General features: G+C 73.8%; 16 protein-coding genes. 7 read left to right on the top strand and 9 right to left on the bottom strand.

All coding sequences use genetic code 11. From position 1 onward, the window contains the following. Positions 1–16: 16 nt before the first annotated feature. Entirely contained in the window at positions 17–802 is a 786-nt protein-coding gene (locus ACIBTU_RS15925) for a 2-keto-4-pentenoate hydratase (protein ID WP_399126717.1), read from the bottom strand. A 178-nt stretch (positions 803–980) separates the two neighbouring features. Between ACIBTU_RS15925 and ACIBTU_RS15930 the strand changes: the two genes are divergently transcribed. The 3 genes from ACIBTU_RS15930 to ACIBTU_RS15940 all read left to right on the top strand — a co-directional run bounded on the left by ACIBTU_RS15930 (position 981) and on the right by ACIBTU_RS15940 (position 5,238). Continuing rightward, entirely contained in the window at positions 981–2,537 is a 1,557-nt protein-coding gene (locus ACIBTU_RS15930) for a FadD3 family acyl-CoA ligase (RefSeq protein WP_399126718.1), read from the top strand. Then, positions 2,534–3,568 carry an acyl-CoA dehydrogenase family protein gene (locus ACIBTU_RS15935; protein ID WP_399126719.1) on the top strand — a complete coding sequence of 345 codons (1,035 nt, stop codon included), beginning with the start codon at positions 2,534–2,536 and terminating at the stop codon, positions 3,566–3,568. The genes ACIBTU_RS15930 and ACIBTU_RS15935 overlap by 4 nt, the downstream gene beginning before the upstream one ends. Positions 3,569–3,639: 71 nt before the next feature. Further along, positions 3,640–5,238, top strand: coding sequence for a flavin-containing monooxygenase (locus tag ACIBTU_RS15940; RefSeq protein ID WP_399126720.1), 1,599 nt, complete (start codon positions 3,640–3,642; stop codon positions 5,236–5,238). Between the two features lie 74 nt (positions 5,239–5,312). Here the strand turns inward: ACIBTU_RS15940 and ACIBTU_RS15945 are convergent, their stop codons facing one another. The 8 genes from ACIBTU_RS15945 to ACIBTU_RS15980 all read right to left on the bottom strand — a co-directional run bounded on the left by ACIBTU_RS15945 (position 5,313) and on the right by ACIBTU_RS15980 (position 13,134). Continuing rightward, positions 5,313–6,224 (bottom strand): alpha/beta hydrolase, encoded by a 912-nt coding sequence (locus ACIBTU_RS15945; protein ID WP_399126721.1) that lies wholly within the window; start codon positions 6,222–6,224, stop codon positions 5,313–5,315. Continuing rightward, complete coding sequence (locus ACIBTU_RS15950; RefSeq protein ID WP_399126722.1) at positions 6,221–7,015, bottom strand: SDR family NAD(P)-dependent oxidoreductase; 795 nt, start codon at positions 7,013–7,015, stop codon at positions 6,221–6,223. The genes ACIBTU_RS15945 and ACIBTU_RS15950 overlap by 4 nt, the downstream gene beginning before the upstream one ends. A gap of 286 nt (positions 7,016–7,301) precedes the next feature. Beyond that, positions 7,302–8,876, bottom strand: a complete 1,575-nt coding sequence (locus tag ACIBTU_RS15955; RefSeq protein WP_399126723.1) for an FAD-dependent oxidoreductase — start codon at positions 8,874–8,876, stop codon at positions 7,302–7,304. Further along, positions 8,873–9,316 (bottom strand): nuclear transport factor 2 family protein, encoded by a 444-nt coding sequence (locus ACIBTU_RS15960; protein WP_399126724.1) that lies wholly within the window; start codon positions 9,314–9,316, stop codon positions 8,873–8,875. The genes ACIBTU_RS15955 and ACIBTU_RS15960 overlap by 4 nt, the downstream gene beginning before the upstream one ends. 99 nt (positions 9,317–9,415) lie before the next feature. Then, complete coding sequence (locus tag ACIBTU_RS15965; RefSeq protein ID WP_399126725.1) at positions 9,416–10,573, bottom strand: acetyl-CoA C-acetyltransferase; 1,158 nt, start codon at positions 10,571–10,573, stop codon at positions 9,416–9,418. Positions 10,574–10,583: 10 nt separating this feature from the next. Beyond that, the gene (locus ACIBTU_RS15970) at positions 10,584–11,201 is read right to left on the bottom strand and encodes a TetR/AcrR family transcriptional regulator (protein WP_399126727.1); all 618 of its coding nucleotides are present in this window, start codon (positions 11,199–11,201) and stop codon (positions 10,584–10,586) included. Then, positions 11,198–11,995, bottom strand: coding sequence for an SDR family oxidoreductase (locus tag ACIBTU_RS15975; RefSeq protein ID WP_399126728.1), 798 nt, complete (start codon positions 11,993–11,995; stop codon positions 11,198–11,200). The genes ACIBTU_RS15970 and ACIBTU_RS15975 overlap by 4 nt, the downstream gene beginning before the upstream one ends. Next, positions 11,992–13,134, bottom strand: a complete 1,143-nt coding sequence (locus ACIBTU_RS15980) for an acyl-CoA dehydrogenase family protein (protein WP_399126730.1) — start codon at positions 13,132–13,134, stop codon at positions 11,992–11,994. The genes ACIBTU_RS15975 and ACIBTU_RS15980 overlap by 4 nt, the downstream gene beginning before the upstream one ends. 47 nt (positions 13,135–13,181) lie before the next feature. Here ACIBTU_RS15980 and ACIBTU_RS15985 point away from each other — a divergent pair, with 47 nt between their 5' ends. The 4 genes from ACIBTU_RS15985 to ACIBTU_RS16000 all read left to right on the top strand — a co-directional run bounded on the left by ACIBTU_RS15985 (position 13,182) and on the right by ACIBTU_RS16000 (position 17,216). Then, the gene (locus ACIBTU_RS15985) at positions 13,182–14,063 is read left to right on the top strand and encodes an enoyl-CoA hydratase (RefSeq protein WP_399126731.1); all 882 of its coding nucleotides are present in this window, start codon (positions 13,182–13,184) and stop codon (positions 14,061–14,063) included. Continuing rightward, the gene (locus ACIBTU_RS15990; RefSeq protein ID WP_399126732.1) at positions 14,060–15,199 is read left to right on the top strand and encodes an acyl-CoA dehydrogenase family protein; all 1,140 of its coding nucleotides are present in this window, start codon (positions 14,060–14,062) and stop codon (positions 15,197–15,199) included. The genes ACIBTU_RS15985 and ACIBTU_RS15990 overlap by 4 nt, the downstream gene beginning before the upstream one ends. Then, positions 15,199–16,209, top strand: a complete 1,011-nt coding sequence (locus ACIBTU_RS15995) for an acyl-CoA dehydrogenase family protein (protein WP_399126733.1) — start codon at positions 15,199–15,201, stop codon at positions 16,207–16,209. The genes ACIBTU_RS15990 and ACIBTU_RS15995 overlap by 1 nt, the downstream gene beginning before the upstream one ends. 200 nt (positions 16,210–16,409) lie before the next feature. Then, entirely contained in the window at positions 16,410–17,216 is an 807-nt protein-coding gene (locus tag ACIBTU_RS16000; protein ID WP_399126735.1) for a rhomboid family intramembrane serine protease, read from the top strand. Positions 17,217–17,231 lie beyond the last annotated feature (15 nt).

Genomic DNA, 17,231 nt, shown 5'->3' on the forward strand with positions numbered 1-17,231 from the left:
AAGGGTCAGTCGAAGGTCATTCGAAGGAAAGGGACACCGAGCCGAGCCCGGTGAAGTCGGCGGTGTAGGTGCGGCCCGGCGCGATGTCGACGGCGCGGGTGCAGGAGCCGGGCAGGATCAGGTGCCCCGCCTCCAGGCGCACGCCGAACCGGGCGACGGTGCGGGCCAGCCACGCGACGGACTCGGCGGGGTCGCCGAGCACGGCGTCGCCGCGGCCGGTGGCGAGCTCCGCGCCGGTGTCGTCGGTGAGCCGGGCCTCGACGGCCCTCAGGTCGAGGCCCGCGGGGGCGCGGCCGGCGCCGACGACGTAGCCGGCCGAGGAGGCGTTGTCGGCGATGGTGTCGCCGATGGAGATGCGCCAGTCCGCGATCCGGGAGTCGATCAACTCCAGGGCAGGGACGACGCGTTCGGTGGCCGCCAGCACGTCGGCGACGGTGCAGTCCTCGCCGGGGAGGCTCTCTCCGAGGACGAAGCCGATCTCGACCTCGATCCGCGGCGCGCAGTAGCGGGCGGCCGGGACGGGCGTGCCCTCGGTCAGCTCCATGGTGGACAGGAGGTGGCCGTAGTCGGGCTCGTCGACGCCCATCATCTGCTGCATGACGGGCGAGGACAGGCCGACCTTGTGGCCGTGCACCCGCTCGCCCGCGGCGACGCGGCCGCGGATCCCGATGAGCTGGATCTCGTACGCGTCGACGGCGGTGAGCCCCTGGAAGGTCTCCGTCAGCGGCGCGATCGGCGCGCGTGCCGCCTCCGCCGCGGCCAGCGCCTCGGCGGCCTTGTGCCGTTCCTGCTCGGTGAGCATCGCGCCCGCTCCTCACTGCTCGGTTGCCGGTGGCTGTTGCCCGGGTGCCGTGACCGTAGGCGGGGGGCGCGGCCCGCTGCGACGGTCACTTCCCGGTGAGTGGGAAGGGGCGGCTGCCGCACCGCCCCCGGCTCTGCGAACCTCCCCGGCGTACGGACTTCTGAGGAGGGTGCGCCGGATGGACGGGCCACTGACGATCGCCGGACTCGCGGACTGGGCGGCCGACGCCTGGGGCGACGACGAGGCCCTCGCGTACGAGGGCGAGAGCTGGACTTTCGAGGCGCTGCGGGACGCGGTCGACGAGGCCGCGCGGGCGCTGATGGCGCAGGGTCTCGCGCCGGGCGACCGGGTCGCGCTGTGGGCGCCGAACAGTGCGCGCTGGGTCGTCGCCGCGCTCGGCGCGCTCGCCGCGGGCGGGGTGCTCGTGCCGGTGAACACCCGCTACCGGGCCCGGGAGGCGGCGGACATGCTGCGCCGGGCGCGCTGCCGGGTGCTGTTCACCGAGACGGACTTCCTGGGCACCGACTACGCGCGGATGCTGACGGACTCCGGGGAGAAGCTGCCGGACCTGGACCGGGTCGTGATCCTGCACGACCAGGCCGCCTGGGCCGGGTTCCTCGGCCGCGCGTCCGAGGTGGACGGCGCGGCCAGGCGGGCCCGGACGGAGGCGGTGGGCCCGGACGACGTCGCGGACATCCTGTTCACGTCCGGGACCACGGGGCGCCCCAAGGGGGTGCTGACCACGCACGGGCAGACGGTGCGGGTGTACGCGGAGTGGGCGAAGGGCGTGACGCTGACGCGCGGGGACCGGTATCTGCTGGTCAACCCGTTCTTCCACACCTTCGGCTACAAGGCGGGGATCCTGGCCTGTCTGCGGGTGGGCGCGACGATGCTGCCGGAGCAGGTCTTCGACGCGGAGCGGACGCTGCGGCGGATCGCGACCGAGCGGGTGAGCGTGCTGACGGGGGCGCCGGCGGTGTTCCGCGCGGTGCTGGACCATCCGCGGCGGGCCGAGTTCGCCGTCGACTCGATGCGGATGGCGGGGACCGGCGCGGCCGGCATCCCGACCACGCTGATCGAGGAGATCCGTGAACAGCTGGGCGCGGGGCTCGTGTTCACCGCGTACGGGCTCACGGAGTCGGACGGCACGGTGGCGATCTGTCCGCCCACCGAGTCGGCGGAGCGGCTCGCGCACACCTCGGGCAAGGCGCTGCCGGGCACGGAGCTGCGGATCGACTCCGCGGTGCCGGGTGAGCCGGGCGAGATCCTGACCCGGGGCTTCCACGTGATGCGCGGCTATCTGGACGATCCGGAGGCGACGGCGGAGGCGGTCGACGCGGACGGCTGGCTGCACACCGGCGATGTCGGGGTCCTGGACGAGCGGGGCTTCCTGACGATCACGGACCGGCTGAAGGACATGTTCGTGGTCGGCGGGTTCAACGCCTATCCGGCCGAGATCGAGCAGGTGCTGCGCACGCATCCGCGGCTCTCGGACGTGTCGGTGGTCGGCGCGCCCGACCGGCGGCTCGGCGAGGTCGGGATCGCGTTCTGCGTGCCCGCGCACGGTGAACAGCAGCCGGACGACGCGGAGTTGACGAGCTGGGCGCGGGAGCGGCTGGCGAACTTCAAGGTGCCGCGCCGGTTCCTGCCGCTCACGGAACTGCCGCACAACGCGGCGGGCAAGGTCGACAAGCCGGCGCTGCGCGCGCGGGCCGCACAGGAGGTGGCCGGATGAGCGGCGCACGCACACCGGAACAGCGGGAGCTCGCGGCGGCGGTCCGCCAGGTGCTGGCCGCGCACGAGGGCGCGGCGGCCTGGGAGCCGCTCGCCGGGCAGATCGGCGTGGCGGGCCTCGCGATCCCGGAGGAGTACGGCGGCTTCGGCGCCGGGCCGGGTGAACTGGCCGTGGTGGGTGAGGAGTTGGGCCGGGCGCTGAGTCCCGTACCGTTCCTCGACAGCGCCGTGCTGGTGCCGGCCGCACTGCTGGCGAGCGGGGACACCGAGGTGTGCGCGGGGCTGCTGCCGGAGCTGGCGGAGGGCTCGCGCACGGCATCGCTCGCGTGGGCCGAGAAGGACGCCGAGTGGGACACCGCGAACCAGCGCACCAGCGCCTCGCTGCAACAGGGCGCATGGCGGCTGTCCGGCGTGAAGGAGCACCTGCCGGCGGCAGGCGACACGCTGCTCGTCGTGGCGCGCACCGAGCACCACGGGCCGAGCCTGTTCCTGGTCCCGGCCGACGCCGAGGGGGTCACCCTCACGGCGGTGCCGGTGATGGACGACAGCCGGCCGCAGTGGCGGCTCGAACTGAGCCGGGCCGAGGGCGTGCCGGTGGGTGAACTCGGCGGCGCCGCACCGGCGTTGGCCGCGGCCCTGGAGGCGGGCGCGCTGGTGCTTGCCGCGGACGCGGTGGGCGGGGCGTCCGTCGCGTTCGAGACGACGCTCCAGTACACCAAGGACCGGGAGCAGTTCGGCCGCCCGATCGGCTCGTTCCAGGCGGTCAAGCACCGGCTGGCCGACATGTTCACCTCGCTGGAGTCGGCGCGTTCGCTGCTGGCCGCGGCCGTGGACGGCGAGGTACCCGCGGGCGCGGCGAAGGCGGCGTGCTGCGAGAGCTTCGAGTGGATCGCCGGTGAGGCGATCCAGCTGCACGGCGGCATCGCGATCACCTGGGAGCACCCGGCGCACCGCTGGTTCAAGCGGGCGCACTCGGCGGCCCGGCTGCTCGGCTCCTCGTCCTGGCACCGCCGGAACCTGGCGCTGGTCTGACGCGCGCGGCGCCCCCTCTCATCCCCCTCCCCCTCGGACCTCTTTCCGAACGTCTCACGAAAGGACCCGTCATGCCTGAACAGGTGGACGTCGTCATCGTCGGTGCCGGCTTCTCCGGCCTCTACGCCGCGTACCGGATGCGCGCCCTCGGTCTCACCGTCGCCGGGTTCGAGCGCGGCGAAGGGCCCGGCGGCGTCTGGTACTGGAACCGGTACCCGGGCGCCCGCTGCGACGTGGAGTCCGTCGACTACTCGTACTCCTTCGACCAGGAGCTGGAGCAGGAGTGGGACTGGTCGGAGAAGTACGCGACGCAGCCGGAGATCCTGCGCTACGTCGAGCACGTCGTCGAACGCCACGATCTGCTGCGGCACTTCACGTTCGGCACCTCGGTCGTGTCGGCCGAGCTGGACGAGGAGCGGCTGCGCTGGACCGTGCGCACCGACGACGGCCGGGTCGTGGCGGCGCGGTACGTGCTGACCTGCGTGGGCTGTCTGTCGACGGCGCACACGCCGCAGATCGAGGGCGTCGCCGACTTCGCCGGGGCCTCGTACCACACGGGGCAGTGGCCGCACGAGGGCGTCGACCTGACGGGGCTGCGGGTCGGCGTGATCGGCACGGGGTCCTCGGGCATCCAGTCGATCCCGCTGATCGCCGAGGACGCGGCGCATCTGACCGTGTTCCAGCGCAGCGCCAACTACTCGATCCCGGCGGGCAACAAGCCGCTGAGCGACGAGGAGCGGGCGGCGCAGAAGGCCGGGTACGCGGAGCGGCGGGCCCTGTCGCGGCGCTCCGGCGGCGGCTCCCCGCACATGGCGCACCCGCTGAACACCCTGGAGGCGGCGGCCGAGGAGCGGCGGGCCGCGTTCGAGGAGCGGTGGCGGCTGGGCGGGGTGCTGTACTCCAAGACGTTCCCGGACCAGGTCACGAGCAAGGCGGCGAACGACGTGGCGCGCGCCTTCTGGGAGGAGAAGGTGCGGGCGGAGATCGACGACCCGGCCGTCGCGGATCTCCTGGTCCCCACCGACCACCCCATCGGCACGAAGCGCATCGTCACGGACGACGGCTACTACGCGACGTACAACCGCGACGACGTCCGTCTCGTGAACCTGAAGGCGACGCCGATCGAGCGGATCGAGGCGTCCGGTGTGCGGCTCGCCGGCGGTGAACTGGTCGAGCTGGACGTCCTCGTGTACGCGACCGGCTTCGACGCGATGACCGGTTCCCTCGACCGGATCGGGATCACGGGCCGCGAGGGGCGGACCCTGAAGGAGGCGTGGGCGGCCGGCCCGCGCACATACCTCGGGCTCGGTGTCGACGGCTTCCCGAACCTGTTCAACATCGCGGGTCCCGGCTCCCCCTCGGTGCTCGCCAACATGATCCTGTGCGGCGAGCAGCACGTGGACTGGATCGCGGACCTGCTGACGCATCTGTCGGAGCGGGGGCACGCGGGCGTGGAGGCGCGGACGCCGGCGGTCGACGGCTGGGTCGAGGAGTGCCGCAGGCGCGCGGACGGCACGCTGATGCCGGCGGCGAACTCCTGGTACCTGGGCGCCAACATCCCGGGCAAGCCGCGGGTGTTCATGCCGTTCGTCGGCGGGTTCGGCGCGTACGGGGACATCATCGAGAAGGTCGCGGCGGACGGCTACGAGGGCTTCGAGCTGCTGAGCTGACGGTCCCTGGGGGGCCTACGGCGAAGGGCCGGCGGGGTGCACCCCCGCCGGCCCTTCGCCGTGCTCGGCGCCCGTCAGTTCCGCAGCGCGGTGAACGCCTTGGCGCACGCGTCGCGCGCCTCGGGGATGGCCACCTGCGCGCTCATCGTCATGAAGCCGTGGAACGCCTCGTCGTAGCCGTGGTGCTCGACCGGCACTCCGGCGGCGGCCAGCAGTTCGGCGTAGCGGCGGCCCTCGTCCCGCAGTGGGTCGAAGCCGGCCGTGACGACGAACGCGGGCGGCAGCCCGGCCAGATCGCGGGCGGCGAAGGGCGTGGCCCGCGGGTCGAGCGCGTCCGCCGGGCCGGTCAGGTACTGCTCCCAGTACCAGCGCAGATGGTCGGCGGTGACGAAGTAGCCGAGCGCGTTCTCGGTGTACGAGGCGGTGTCGGCGGCCGGGTCGAGCATCGGGTAGTAGAGGTGCTGGGCGGTGAGCGCGGGGCCGCCCCGGTCGCGGGCGAGCAGCGCGGTGACGGCGGCGAGATTGCCGCCCGCACTGTCCCCGGCGACGCTCAGCGGGCGCCCGGGGTGGGCGTCGGCGGCCCAGCGCAGCGCGGTGTACGCGTCCTCGAAGGCGGCCGGGAAGGGGTGCTCGGGCGCGAGCCGGTAGTCGACGGAGACCACGGTCGCGCCGGTGCCCGCCGCGAGTTCGCGGCAGAAGCCGTCGTGGGAGTCGAGGGAGCACAGCACCATGCCGCCGCCGTGGAAGAACACGACGACGGGGGCGTCCGGGGCGCCGCCGGGTTCGTAGACCCGGACGGGCACGCCGTGCGCGTCGGTGTCGGTGACCCGGTCGAGCGCGGGGAGCCGGGGCGGCTCGGGCGCGGTGCGGGCGTCGAAGAAGGCCCGGACCTCGCGGATGTCGGTCATGGCCGTGCCGAGCGGCGGGAACGCGGCGGTGCAGGCGTCGATGAGGGCCCGCACGTCGGGGCGCGGGACACGGGTCATGCGTCGGCCTCCGTGCCCCTCTGGGCGAAGACCGGCATGCGGCCCGCGCTCGCTCCGCCGTCGGCGGTGATCTCGGCGCCGGTCAGGTAGGAGGCGTCGTCGGAGGCGAGGAACGCGACGAGGGTGGCGACCTCTTCGGGCCGGCCGATGCGGCCGAGCGCGGCGGCGGGGTGGTCGGTGGTGCCCAGGTGTGCGGTCATCGCGGTGTCGATGGCGCCGGGGAAGACGCAGTTGACGCGGATGCCGAAGCCGCCGAGTTCGAGGGCGGCGGTGCGGCTGAGGCCGCGCAGGCCCCACTTGGCCGCGCCGTACGCGCCGTGGCCGATGATGCCCTGGAGGCCGGCCTGCGAGGAGATGTTGACGATCGCGCCGCCGCCCGCGGCACGCAGGGCGGGCACGGTGGCCTGGAGTCCGAGGAAGGGGCCGACGAGGTCGACCTTGAGCAGGCGCTCCAGTTGCTCGGCGGTCTCGTCGAGGAGCGGGGCCGTCGTGTAGATCGCCGCGTTGTTGACCAGGATGTCGAGCCGGCCGAAGCGGTCGGTCGCGGCGGTGACGGCCGCCGCCCAGGAGCTCGGGTCGGTGACGTCGAGCGGCACGAACAGGGCCGCGTCGGTGCCGATCGACGCGGCGGTCTTCTCGCCCTGCTCGGTGAGGACGTCGCCGAGCACGACGCGGGCGCCCCGGGCGACGAGTTCGCGCGCGATCGCCTCACCCATGCCGCGGGCGGCACCGGTGACCAGCGCGACCTTCCCTTCCAAGCTGCCCCGTACCTGCCCTCGTTCATCGGACATCGTGTTCCGCCTCCTTGATACGTATGGCTGTACTGGTACCGGCCGAACCGGAAGCGCCCCACAAGGGACGCGGCGCTGTAGCCGAGGCCCGATGAATCGCGTACCCGGCGCCGGGGTGCCGCCTTGCCCACCCGTGCCGCCCCAGGCGGCAGACTGCCCAAGGCGGCGGCAGCCGGAAGGCGTGCCCAGGGCAGATGCGCCCCGTAAGGGGCGCGGGGAACTGCGCGAGCAACCACGACGGCGCGGCACTCGGCGAACGATCCCCGGTCCCAACGGCGGCGCCCCCTCAGGCGCCGCCGGCCATGTGGGTCGCGGCGCGGTGGCCGAAGACCATGCCTGTGCCGATGGGGGCGCCGGGGCCGGGGTAGACGGGCCCGGTGACGTTCGCCGCCGTGTTGCCGGCCGCGTACAGGCCCTCGATCGCGGAGCCGTCCCCGCGCAGGACGCGCGCGTGCACGTCGGTGCTGAGACCCCCCTTCGTGCCGAGGTCGCCGAGCACGATCCGCACCGCGTGGAACGGACCCCGCTCCAGCGGCAGCAGGCAGGGGTTCGGCGCGGTGGACTCCGGGTCGGTGAAGAAGCGGTCGTAGGGATCGTCGCCGCGCCCGAACTCGGGGTCGTGGCCCTCGGCCGCGTACCCGTTGAACGTCTTCACGGTCGCGGCCAGCGCGTCCGCCGGCACGCCGATCTCGGCGGCGATGCCCTCGATCGTGTCGGCGGTGCGCCACACCCCGGCCTGCTCGAAGGACTCCCGGTCGGTGGGGACGAGGACGATGCCGGGCGGCTCCTCGCCGTGCGCCGCGTCCCACACCCACCACACGGGCCGGTCGGGGCGGTCGCCGGCGCCCGCGGCCATCATGGCGCGGCCCATCCGGTCGTAGGACAGGCACTCGTTGGCGAAGCGGCGGCCCTGCGGGTCGACGAAGACGCCCGCACGGAAGCCGAGGGCGAACGCGGCGCTGCCGTCGGGGAACAGCACGGACGGGCACCACCAGCTCTCGTCGAGCATGGTGGACGCGGCGCCGAGGCCGGTCGCGGCGCGCAGCGCGTCCCCGGTGCCGCCGCCGGCCGGGCCCATGGTCCAGTCGGCGCCCGGCCCGTTGCCCCAGGTGCGGCGCAGGTCGGAGGCGCGCTCGTAGCCGCCGGCGGCGAGCAGGACGCCGCGCCGGGCCTCGATGCGGCGCGTCGCGCCGGACGCGGTGCGCACCTCGGCGCCGGTGACGCGGCCGGTGGCGTCCTGGACGAGGCCGGTGAGCGCGGTGTGGCGCTCGGCGCGGCCGCCCGCGCCGTGCAGGGCGAGCAGCAGCCGGCCGATCAGCGCCCGGCCGTCCTCCAACGGGCCCTCGGGAGTGGGCAGTCGCAGGCGCTCGGCGTAGGCCGGCGGCCGGACCGCGTCGAGCAGTTCGGCCGATCCCTCGGGGCGCTCCAGCGGTACGGGGAAGACGCCGCGGCCCGCGTCGAAGCGGCCGGGGCCCGGGTAGTAGTCGGGGAACGGCCGGTACTCGAAGTCGATGAGGTCGTCGCGCTCCAGGAACGCGACGAGCGGGCCCGCCCCGTCGAGGTAGGCGTCCTGCAGCTCGTGCGGGGTGGCATCGCCGACGAGGGAGCGGAAGTAGGCGCGGGCGAGGTCGGCGCTGTCCTCGACGCCGGCGCGGGCCTGTGCCTGGTTGCCGGGGAGCCACAGGCAGGCGCCGGCGTAGGCGGTGGTGCCGCCGAAGTACTCGGTCTTCTCGACGACGAGGGTGTCGAGGCCCTGGGCGGCGGCGCTGTAGGCGCCGGTGAGGGCGGCGCCGCCGGAGCCGACGACGAGGACGTCGACCGTCTCGTCCCAGGAGGTGGTCTGCGGGGTCTGTGCGCTCACAGGGTCTCGCTCCTCTCGTACCACTGGGGGAAGACGGCGCGGGCGGCGATCCGCCAGCCGTCCGCGGTGCGCTCGTACTCGTCCTCGTACCGGACGGGGCAGCGCAGGTCGCCGCCCTCGGCGTCGAGGTGGTGGGCGATGCAGTAGGTCACGCCGCGGGCCCGGTCGGGTCCGGTGATCTCGGCGACGTGGTTGCCGACCTGGTGGAAGGTGCGGGGGAAGACGGAGAGGTCGTCGAGGAGCTTGGCGCGCTCGGCGCTGCCGCCGCGCTCCCACAGGAGGCTGCCGTCGGCCTCGTGGGCGACGATCCGCGCGTCGGCGGTGAACTGGGCGTCGAACAGGGCCGGGTCGCGGGCGTCGACCGCGAGGGCGTAGTTCTCGGCGAGGCGCCGCAGCGCGAACGCGTCACCGGGCTCGGGAGGAACAGACGTACGGGTCATGGCCCACACCCTGTCCCCACCCGGCCCGGTGCTCCACGGTCCGTTCCCGCTCAGTGGGAGACGGGCCGTCACCGCACGGCGCCGCGGACGCCGGGGATGTCAGAGGCGCTCGATGATCGTCACGTTGGCCTGGCCGCCGCCCTCGCACATGGTCTGCAGGCCGTAGCGGCCGCCGGTGCGCTCCAGCTCGTGCAGGAGGGTGGTCATCAGCTTGGTGCCGGTCGCGCCGAGGGGGTGGCCGAGGGCGATCGCGCCGCCGTTCACGTTCACCTTCGCGGGGTCGGTGCCGGTCTCCTTGAGCCAGGACAGGACGACCGGCGCGAACGCCTCGTTGATCTCGACGAGGTCGATGTCCTCCATGGACAGGCCGGTCTTCTTCAGCGCGTACGCCGTCGCGGGGATCGGCGCGGACAGCATCCGGATCGGGTCCTCGCCGCGCACGGAGAGGTGGTGGATGCGGGCGCGCGGGGTGAGCCCGTGCTCGCGGACGGCGCGCTCGGAGGCGAGCAGCATGGCGGCGGCGCCGTCGGAGACCTGCGAGGAGCAGGCGGCGGTGATGGTGCCGCCCTCGACGACGGGCTTGAGGCCGGCCATCTTCTCCAGGGTGGTGTCGCGGCGCGGGCCCTCGTCGACGGTGACGTCGCCGTACGCGACGGTCTCCTTGGCGAAGCGGCCCTCGTCGATGGCGCGCAGGGCGCGCTGGTGCGACTGGAGCGCCCAGGCCTCCTGGGCCTCGCGGGTGATGCCCCACTTCTCGGCGATGAGCTCGGCGCCGTGGAACTGGTTGACCGGCTGGTCGCCGTAGCGGGCGCGCCAGCCCTCGCTGCCGATGTAGGGGCCGTCGGTGAGGCCGAGCGGCTCGGCGGCCTGCCGGGAGGCGAACGCGATGGGGATCATCGACATGTTCTGCGTGCCGCCTGCGACGACGAGGTCCTGGGTGCCGGACAGGACGCCCTGGGCGGCGAAGTGGACGGCCTGCTGGGAGGATCCGCACTGCCGGTCGACGGTGACGCCGGGCACTTCCTCGGGCAGGCCCGCGGCGAGCCAGGCGGTGCGGGCGATGTCGCCGGCCTGCGGGCCGACGGTGTCGAGGCAGCCGAAGACGACGTCCTCGACGGCGGCCGGGTCGACGCCGGTGCGCGCGACGAGCTCCTTGAGGACGTGGGCGCCCAGGTCGGCGGGGTGGACGGCGCTCAGTCCGCCCTTCTTCCGCCCGACGGGGGTGCGGACTGCTTCGACGATGTAGGCCTCGGCCATGACGGCTCCTTCATCCTTGCTGGGCTGGGGAATGGTCTGATCGGTCGGGTGCGGCGATGCCGTCCAGGACGGTCGCCAGGTACTGGCGGGCGATCTCCTCGGGGCTGTGCCGGCCGTCGGGCCGGTACCAGGACGCGGCGACCCAGACGGTGTCGCGCACGAAGCGGTAGGTGAGCCGGATGTCGAGGTCCGCCCGGAACTCCCCGGCGGCCACGCCGTCCTTCAGCGTGGTGAGCCAGGTCTGTTCGAAGGTGCTCTGGGACGCGGCGAGGAACGCGAAGCGCTCCCGGGCCGCGAGGGTCTTGGACTCCTTCTGGTAGATGGCGACCGCGGGGCCGTGCCGGTCGATCTCCCGGAAGGACTCGGTGACCAGGGCGCGCATCGTCTCGCGCGGCCCGAGCCCGGCGGCGAGCACCGTGTCGTAGCGGCCGGCAAGCTCGTCGAGGAAGCCGCGCAGGATCTCCTCGACGATCGAGTCCTTGGAGTCGAAGTGGTAGTAGAGGCTGCCCGCGAGCATGCCCGCGGCGTCCGCGATGCGGCGGACGGTCGTGGCGTCGTAGCCCTGGGCGGCGAACACCGCGGCCGCGGTGTCGAGGAGCTGGCGCCGCCGCTCGGGCGAGGCGCTCATGCGTGCTGGCTGCTCACGGACACGACCTCGCCGGTCATGTACGAGGAGTAGCCGGAGGCGAGGAAGACCATCACGTTGGCCACTTCCCAGGGCTCGGCGTAGCGGCCGAAGGCCTCCTTCTCGGTGAGCTCCGCGAGGAGTTCGGCGGAGGTGACCTTCACGAGGTGGGGGTGCATGGCGAGGCTGGGCGCCACCGCGTTGACCCGGACTCCGTACTCGGCGGCCTCGAGGGCGGCGCAGCGGGTGAGGGCCATGACGCCGGCCTTGGCGGCGGCGTAGTGGGCCTGGCCCTCCTGGGCGCGCCAGCCGATCACCGAGGCGTTGTTGACGACGACGCCTCGGCGGCCGGTGTCGCGGAAGGCGCGCAGGGCGGCGCGGGTGCAGCGGAACGTGCCGCCCAGGGTGATGTCGAGGACGCGGGTCCACTGCTCGTCGGTCATGTCGACGAGGGCGGCGGTGCCGCCCAGGCCCGCGTTGTTCAACACGATGTCGAGGCCGCCGTGGACCTCGGTGACGTGGGCGAACAGGGCCTGCACCTGCTCCTCGTCGGTCACGTCGCAGGCGAGCGCGGAGACGCGGTCGGCGCCGAACTCCTCGGCGAGGGCCTGCTCGCTCTCCTTGAGGCGGCGGGTGTGCGCGTCGCTGATGACGACGCGGGCGCCCTCCTCCAGGAAGCGGCGGGCCGTGGCGCCGCCGATGCCGGCGCCCGCGGCGGCGGTGACGACCGCGGTACGGCCTTCCAGGAGCCGGTGGCCGGGGACGTACTCGGGAACGCTGGACTTCGGCGTCGTCATGCACGCACCTCTTTCGGCAGGCCGAGCAGGCGCTCGGCGATGATGTTCCGCTGGATCTCGTCGGAGCCCGCGTAGATCGTGTCGGCGCGGGAGAAGAGGAACAGGCGCTGCCACGCGTCGAGTTCGTAGGGTTCGCCCTCGGCGAGCATGGAGGCGGCGCCGCATATGTCCATGGCGAGCTCGCCGAGGCCGCGGTGCCAGGTGGCCCAGTAGAGCTTGGCGACGGAGGGGTCAACGCCGCGCCGCGCGTTGGCCTCCATGGTGCGCAGGCCGGTCCAGGCGCGGGCGAGGCGGTCGCGGAGCAGGGGGTCGTCCAGCGTGCCGTTCTTCTCGGCGAGCGCGATCAGGTCCGTCAGCTCGCGGCGGAAGCCGATCTGCTGGCCGACGGTGGAGATGCCGCGCTCGAAGCCGAGGGTGGCCATGGCGGTGCGCCAGCCGTCGCCGACGGCGCCGACGACGTGCGAGGCCGCGGTGCGGGCGCCGTCGAAGAACACCTCGTTGAACTCACTGGTGCCGGTGAGCTGGACGATGGGGCGGACCTCGACGCCGGGCTGGTCCAGCGGCACGAGGAGGTAGGAGAGTCCGGCGTACCGGCGCGAGCCGGGCTCGGTGCGGGCGATCACGAAGCACCACTGGGCCTCGTGCGCGAGCGACGTCCAGGTCTTCTGGCCGTCGACGATCCACTCGGTGCCGTCCTCGCTGAGGGCGGCGCGGGTGCGCACGCCCGCGAGGTCGGAGCCGGCGCCCGGCTCGCTGTACCCCTGGCACCACAGCTCCTCGACCCGGCGGATCGGCTCCAGGAACCGGGCCTTCTGCTCCTCGGTGCCGAAGGCGATGAGGGTGGGGCCGAGCAGCTGCTCGCCTATGTGGTTGACCCGGGCGGGGGCGTCCGCGAGGGCGTACTCCTCGTGGAGGGCGATCTGCTGCGCGAGGCTCGCGCCGCGTCCGCCGTGCTCCTCGGGCCAGCCGACGCACGTCCAGCCGTGCGCGGCCATGTGCCGCTCCCAGGCGAGGCGCTCGTCGAACGCCTCGTGCTCACGGCCGGGTCCGCCCTTTCCCCGCAAGGAGGCGAATCCGCCGGAGAGTTCACGCTCCAGCCAGCCGCGAAAGCCGGTCCGGAAGTCCTCGACGCTGTCCATGCGCATAAGCTAACCTACCAAACACTTGTTAGGGAAGGATGAATCCGATGCCCGCACCGCAGCCCGACCTGTCCCACCCCACGGAGGACACCTCCTCGCCCGTCCTGTACGAGGTCAGGGGCCCGGTCGCGTACGTGACGCTGAACCGGCCCCGGTACCGCAACGCGCAGAACTCGGCGATGACCTACGCCCTGGACGCGGCCTTCTACCGCGCGGCGGAGGACTCCGAGGTGAAGGCCGTCGTCCTGGCAGGCGCGGGCGAGCACTTCTCCGCGGGCCACGACATCGGCACGCCGGAGCGGGACGCGCACCTCCCGTTCGAGCGGAAGGCCGGCCTGTGGTGGGACCACTCGGACAAGCAGGGGGCCGACTCCCGGTTCGCCCGCGAGTCGGAGGTCTACCTCGGCATGTGCCGGCGCTGGCGCGAGCTGCCCAAGCCGGTGATCGCCTCCGTGCACGGGGCCTGCGTGGCGGGCGGCCTGATGCTGGCCTGGGTGTGCGACCTGATCGTGGCGAGCGAGGACGCGTTCTTCGCGGACCCGGTCGTGCGCATGGGCATCCCCGGCGTCGAGTACTTCGCGCACCCGTGGGTGATGCCGCCGCGCATCGCCAAGGAGTTCCTCTTCACGGGCGAGCGGATGAGCGCGCGGCGCGCGTACGAGGTCGGGATGGTCAACAGGGTGGTGGCGCGCGACGAACTGGCGGGGCGCACCGACGAACTGGCACTGAAGATCGCCGAGATGCCGCGCCTGGGCCTCGCCCTGACCAAGCGCGCGGTGAACCAGGCGGAGGACCTCCAGGGCCTGCACACCGGCATGGACTCGGTGTTCGGCCTGCACCACCTGGCGCACGCGCACAACGCGGAGACGGCGGCGGACTCCCTGGGCGGCATGGACGTCCGGTCGATGAAGAAGGCGGGCACGCGATGAACCTGGACTTCACCCCCGAGGAAGACGCGTTCCGGGCCGAGGCCCGCGCGTGGCTCGCCGCGCACGTGCCGGCCGTGCCGCTGCCCTCCCTGGAGACCGAGGAGGGCTTCGCCGCGCACCGCGCGTGGGAGGCCGAGCTGCACGCGGACCGCTGGGCGGTCGTGTCCTGGCCCGAGGAGTTCGGCGGCCGCGGCGTCGACATCTTCAAGTGGCTGGTCTTCGAGGAGGAGTACTACGCGGCGGGCGCCCCGGGCCGCGTCACGCAGAACGGGATCAATCTGCTGGCCCCCACCCTCTTCGACCACGCGACCGACGAGCAGCGCGCCCGCGTGCTGCCCTCGATGGCGAGTGGCGAGGTCGTGTGGGCGCAGGCCTGGTCGGAGCCGGAGTCGGGCTCGGACCTGGCGTCGCTGCGCTCGCGGGCGGTGCGCACGGACGGCGGCTGGCTGCTCAGCGGCCAGAAGACCTGGTCCTCGCGGGCCGCGTTCGCCGACCGGGCCTTCGGCATCTTCCGTACGGACCCGGACGCGGCGAAGCCGCACCACGGCCTGACGTACCTGATGTTCGACCTGAAGGCGCCCGGGGTCACGGTCCGCCCGATCGGGCGGCTCGACGGGAAGCCGGCCTTCGCCGAGCTGTTCCTCGACGACGTGTTCGTCCCCGACGAGGACGTGATCGGCGAGCCGGGCAACGGGTGGCGGATCGCGATGTCGACGACGGGCAACGAGCGGGGCCTGACGCTGCGCTCCCCCGGCCGCTTCCTCGCCGCCGCGGACCGGCTCGCGGCGCTGTGGCGCGAGCGCGGCGCGGACCCGGCGGTCCGCGACCGGGTGGCGGACGCCCTGGTCGGGGCGCGGGCCTACCAGCTGTTCACGTACGCCAACGCGTCGCGCTTCGCCGCCGGTGAGCAGATCGGCGCCGAGTCCAGCCTGAACAAGGTGTTCTGGTCGGAGTACGACATCGCCTTGCACGAGACGGCGCTCGACCTGCTCGGCGCGGACGCGGAGCTGGCGGACGGCGAGTGGGCGGAGGGCTACGTGTTCTCGCTCGCGGGCCCGATCTACGCGGGGACGAACGAGATCCAGCGCGACATCATCGCCGAGCGGCTGCTCGGCCTGCCGAAGGGACGCCGCTGATGAGGTTCCTCCTGGACACGGAGCAGGCCGAGTTCGGCCGCACCCTCGACCGGATGCTCGGCGCGGCCGACACCCCCGCGGCCGTAAGGGCCTGGGCGGACGGCGACTTCGGGCCCGGCCGGGCGCTGTGGGCGCGGCTCGCGGAGACCGGGGTGTTCACCCTCGCGGTGCCCGAGGCGCACGAGGGGCTCGGCCCGCTGCCGGTCGAGCTGGCGGTGGCGTACGTGGAGCTGGGCCGGCACGCGGTGCCCGGCCCGGTCGTGGAGACGGCGGCCGCGGCGGCGCTGCTGGCGGAGCTGCCGGAGGGGACGGGCGCCGCGAAGGAGTGGCTGCCGCGGATCGCCTCCGGTGACGCGCTGGTCTCCCTGGCCTCGGGAGCCGCGGGCCCGTACGCGCTGGACGCGGACGCGGCGGACGCGGTGCTCGTCGCGGACGGCGACGCGATACGCCTGGCCGCCGGGCACGGGCCGCTGCGGGAGTCGGCCGATCCGGCCCGCCGCCTGTTCGTCCCGGAGGGCGGCGAGGTGCTGGCCCGGGGCCCGGAGGCCGCGTCGGCCCTGGCCCGCGCCGGCGACCTGGCCGCGTTCCTCACGGCGGCCCAGTCCCTCGGCGTCGGGCTCGAACTGCTGCGCAGGACCGTGGAGTACGTGGGCCAGCGCCGTCAGTTCGGGGTGGCGATCGGCACGTTCCAGGCGGTCAAGCACCGGCTCGCGGACGCGCTGGTGGGCCTGGAGTTCGCCCGCCCGCTCCTGTTCGGCGCGGCGCTCACCCTGAACGGGGAGGAGATCGCGGCGGCGAAGCTCGCGGCGGGCGAGGCGGCGTACCGCGCGGCCCGCGCCGCCCTCCAGCTGCACGGCGCGGTCGGCTACACGGAGGAGCTGGACCTCTCCCTGTGGCTCCGCAAGGCCCTCCCCCTGCGCGACGCCTGGGGCACCCCTTCACAGTGCCGGGCCCGGCTGGTCCCGGCGGCGGGCGGTCCGGTGCCGTGGAGGGCGTCGTCCGCGGGGTGACCGGGACGGGGGTCGCGGTGGGCGTGATCTCCGGGTTCGCTATTTTGAGCGGCGCCCGACGTTCATGACGTTGCTGACCTCAGGAGCCGGCCGTGGAACCCACGCCCCAGTCCGCCACGACCCCGACGTGCTACCGCCACGCCGGCACCGAGACGCACATCCGCTGCGCCCGCTGCGAGCGGCCGATATGCCCTCGGTGCATGCGGGACGCGTCGGTCGGCTTCCAGTGCCCGGAGTGCGTGGCCGAGGGCAGCCGCACCGTGCGTCAGGCCCGCACCGTCGCCGGCGGTCGGATCGCGGCCGTGCCACTGGTCACGTACGTGCTCATCGCGGTGAACGTGCTGGCGTACGTCGGCGAGCTGGTCCGCCCCGCGCTGGTCGACCGGTTCCAGATGCTGGGGCTCTGGATGATCGGGCCCGACGGCGGGGCGTACGTCTACCAGGATCCGCACCCGGCGGCCTACCACCCGGAGGGCGTCGCGGCGGGCGAGTGGTACCGGCTGCTCACCGGCTCGTTCCTGCACCTGCCGCCCACGGAGGGCTGGTACGGACTGCTGCACATCACGCTGAACATGGCGTCCCTGTGGAACCTGGGCCGGCTCGTCGAGTCCCAGCTCGGCCGGGTCCGCTACCTCGCCCTGTACCTGCTCTCGGCGCTCGGCGGCTCGGTCCTCGTCCTGCTGCTCGCCCCGGCGACGCCGACGGTCGGCGCGTCCGGCGCGATCTTCGGGCTCGCCGCCGCGTACTACGTGATCGCCCGCCGGCTCGGCTGGGACATGCGCGGGGTCAACCAGTTCATGGCGTACTTCCTGGTGTGGATGCTGATCTCCGCCGGGTTCGCGTCCTGGCAGGGGCACCTGGGCGGACTGCTCGCGGGCGCGGTCGCGGCGGTGGGCCTGGTGTACGCCCCGCGCGAGCGCCGCGTGGCCGTGCAGACGGCCGCCTGCGTCGGGCTGCTCGCCCTGCTCCTGCTGCTCACGGCGCTCAAAGCGGGAGCACTTGCCTGAACCGGCCGGGGCGCC

This window comes from Streptomyces sp. NPDC050145 (assembly GCF_044460245.1).
In the GTDB taxonomy this organism is placed as follows: domain Bacteria; phylum Actinomycetota; class Actinomycetes; order Streptomycetales; family Streptomycetaceae; genus Streptomyces.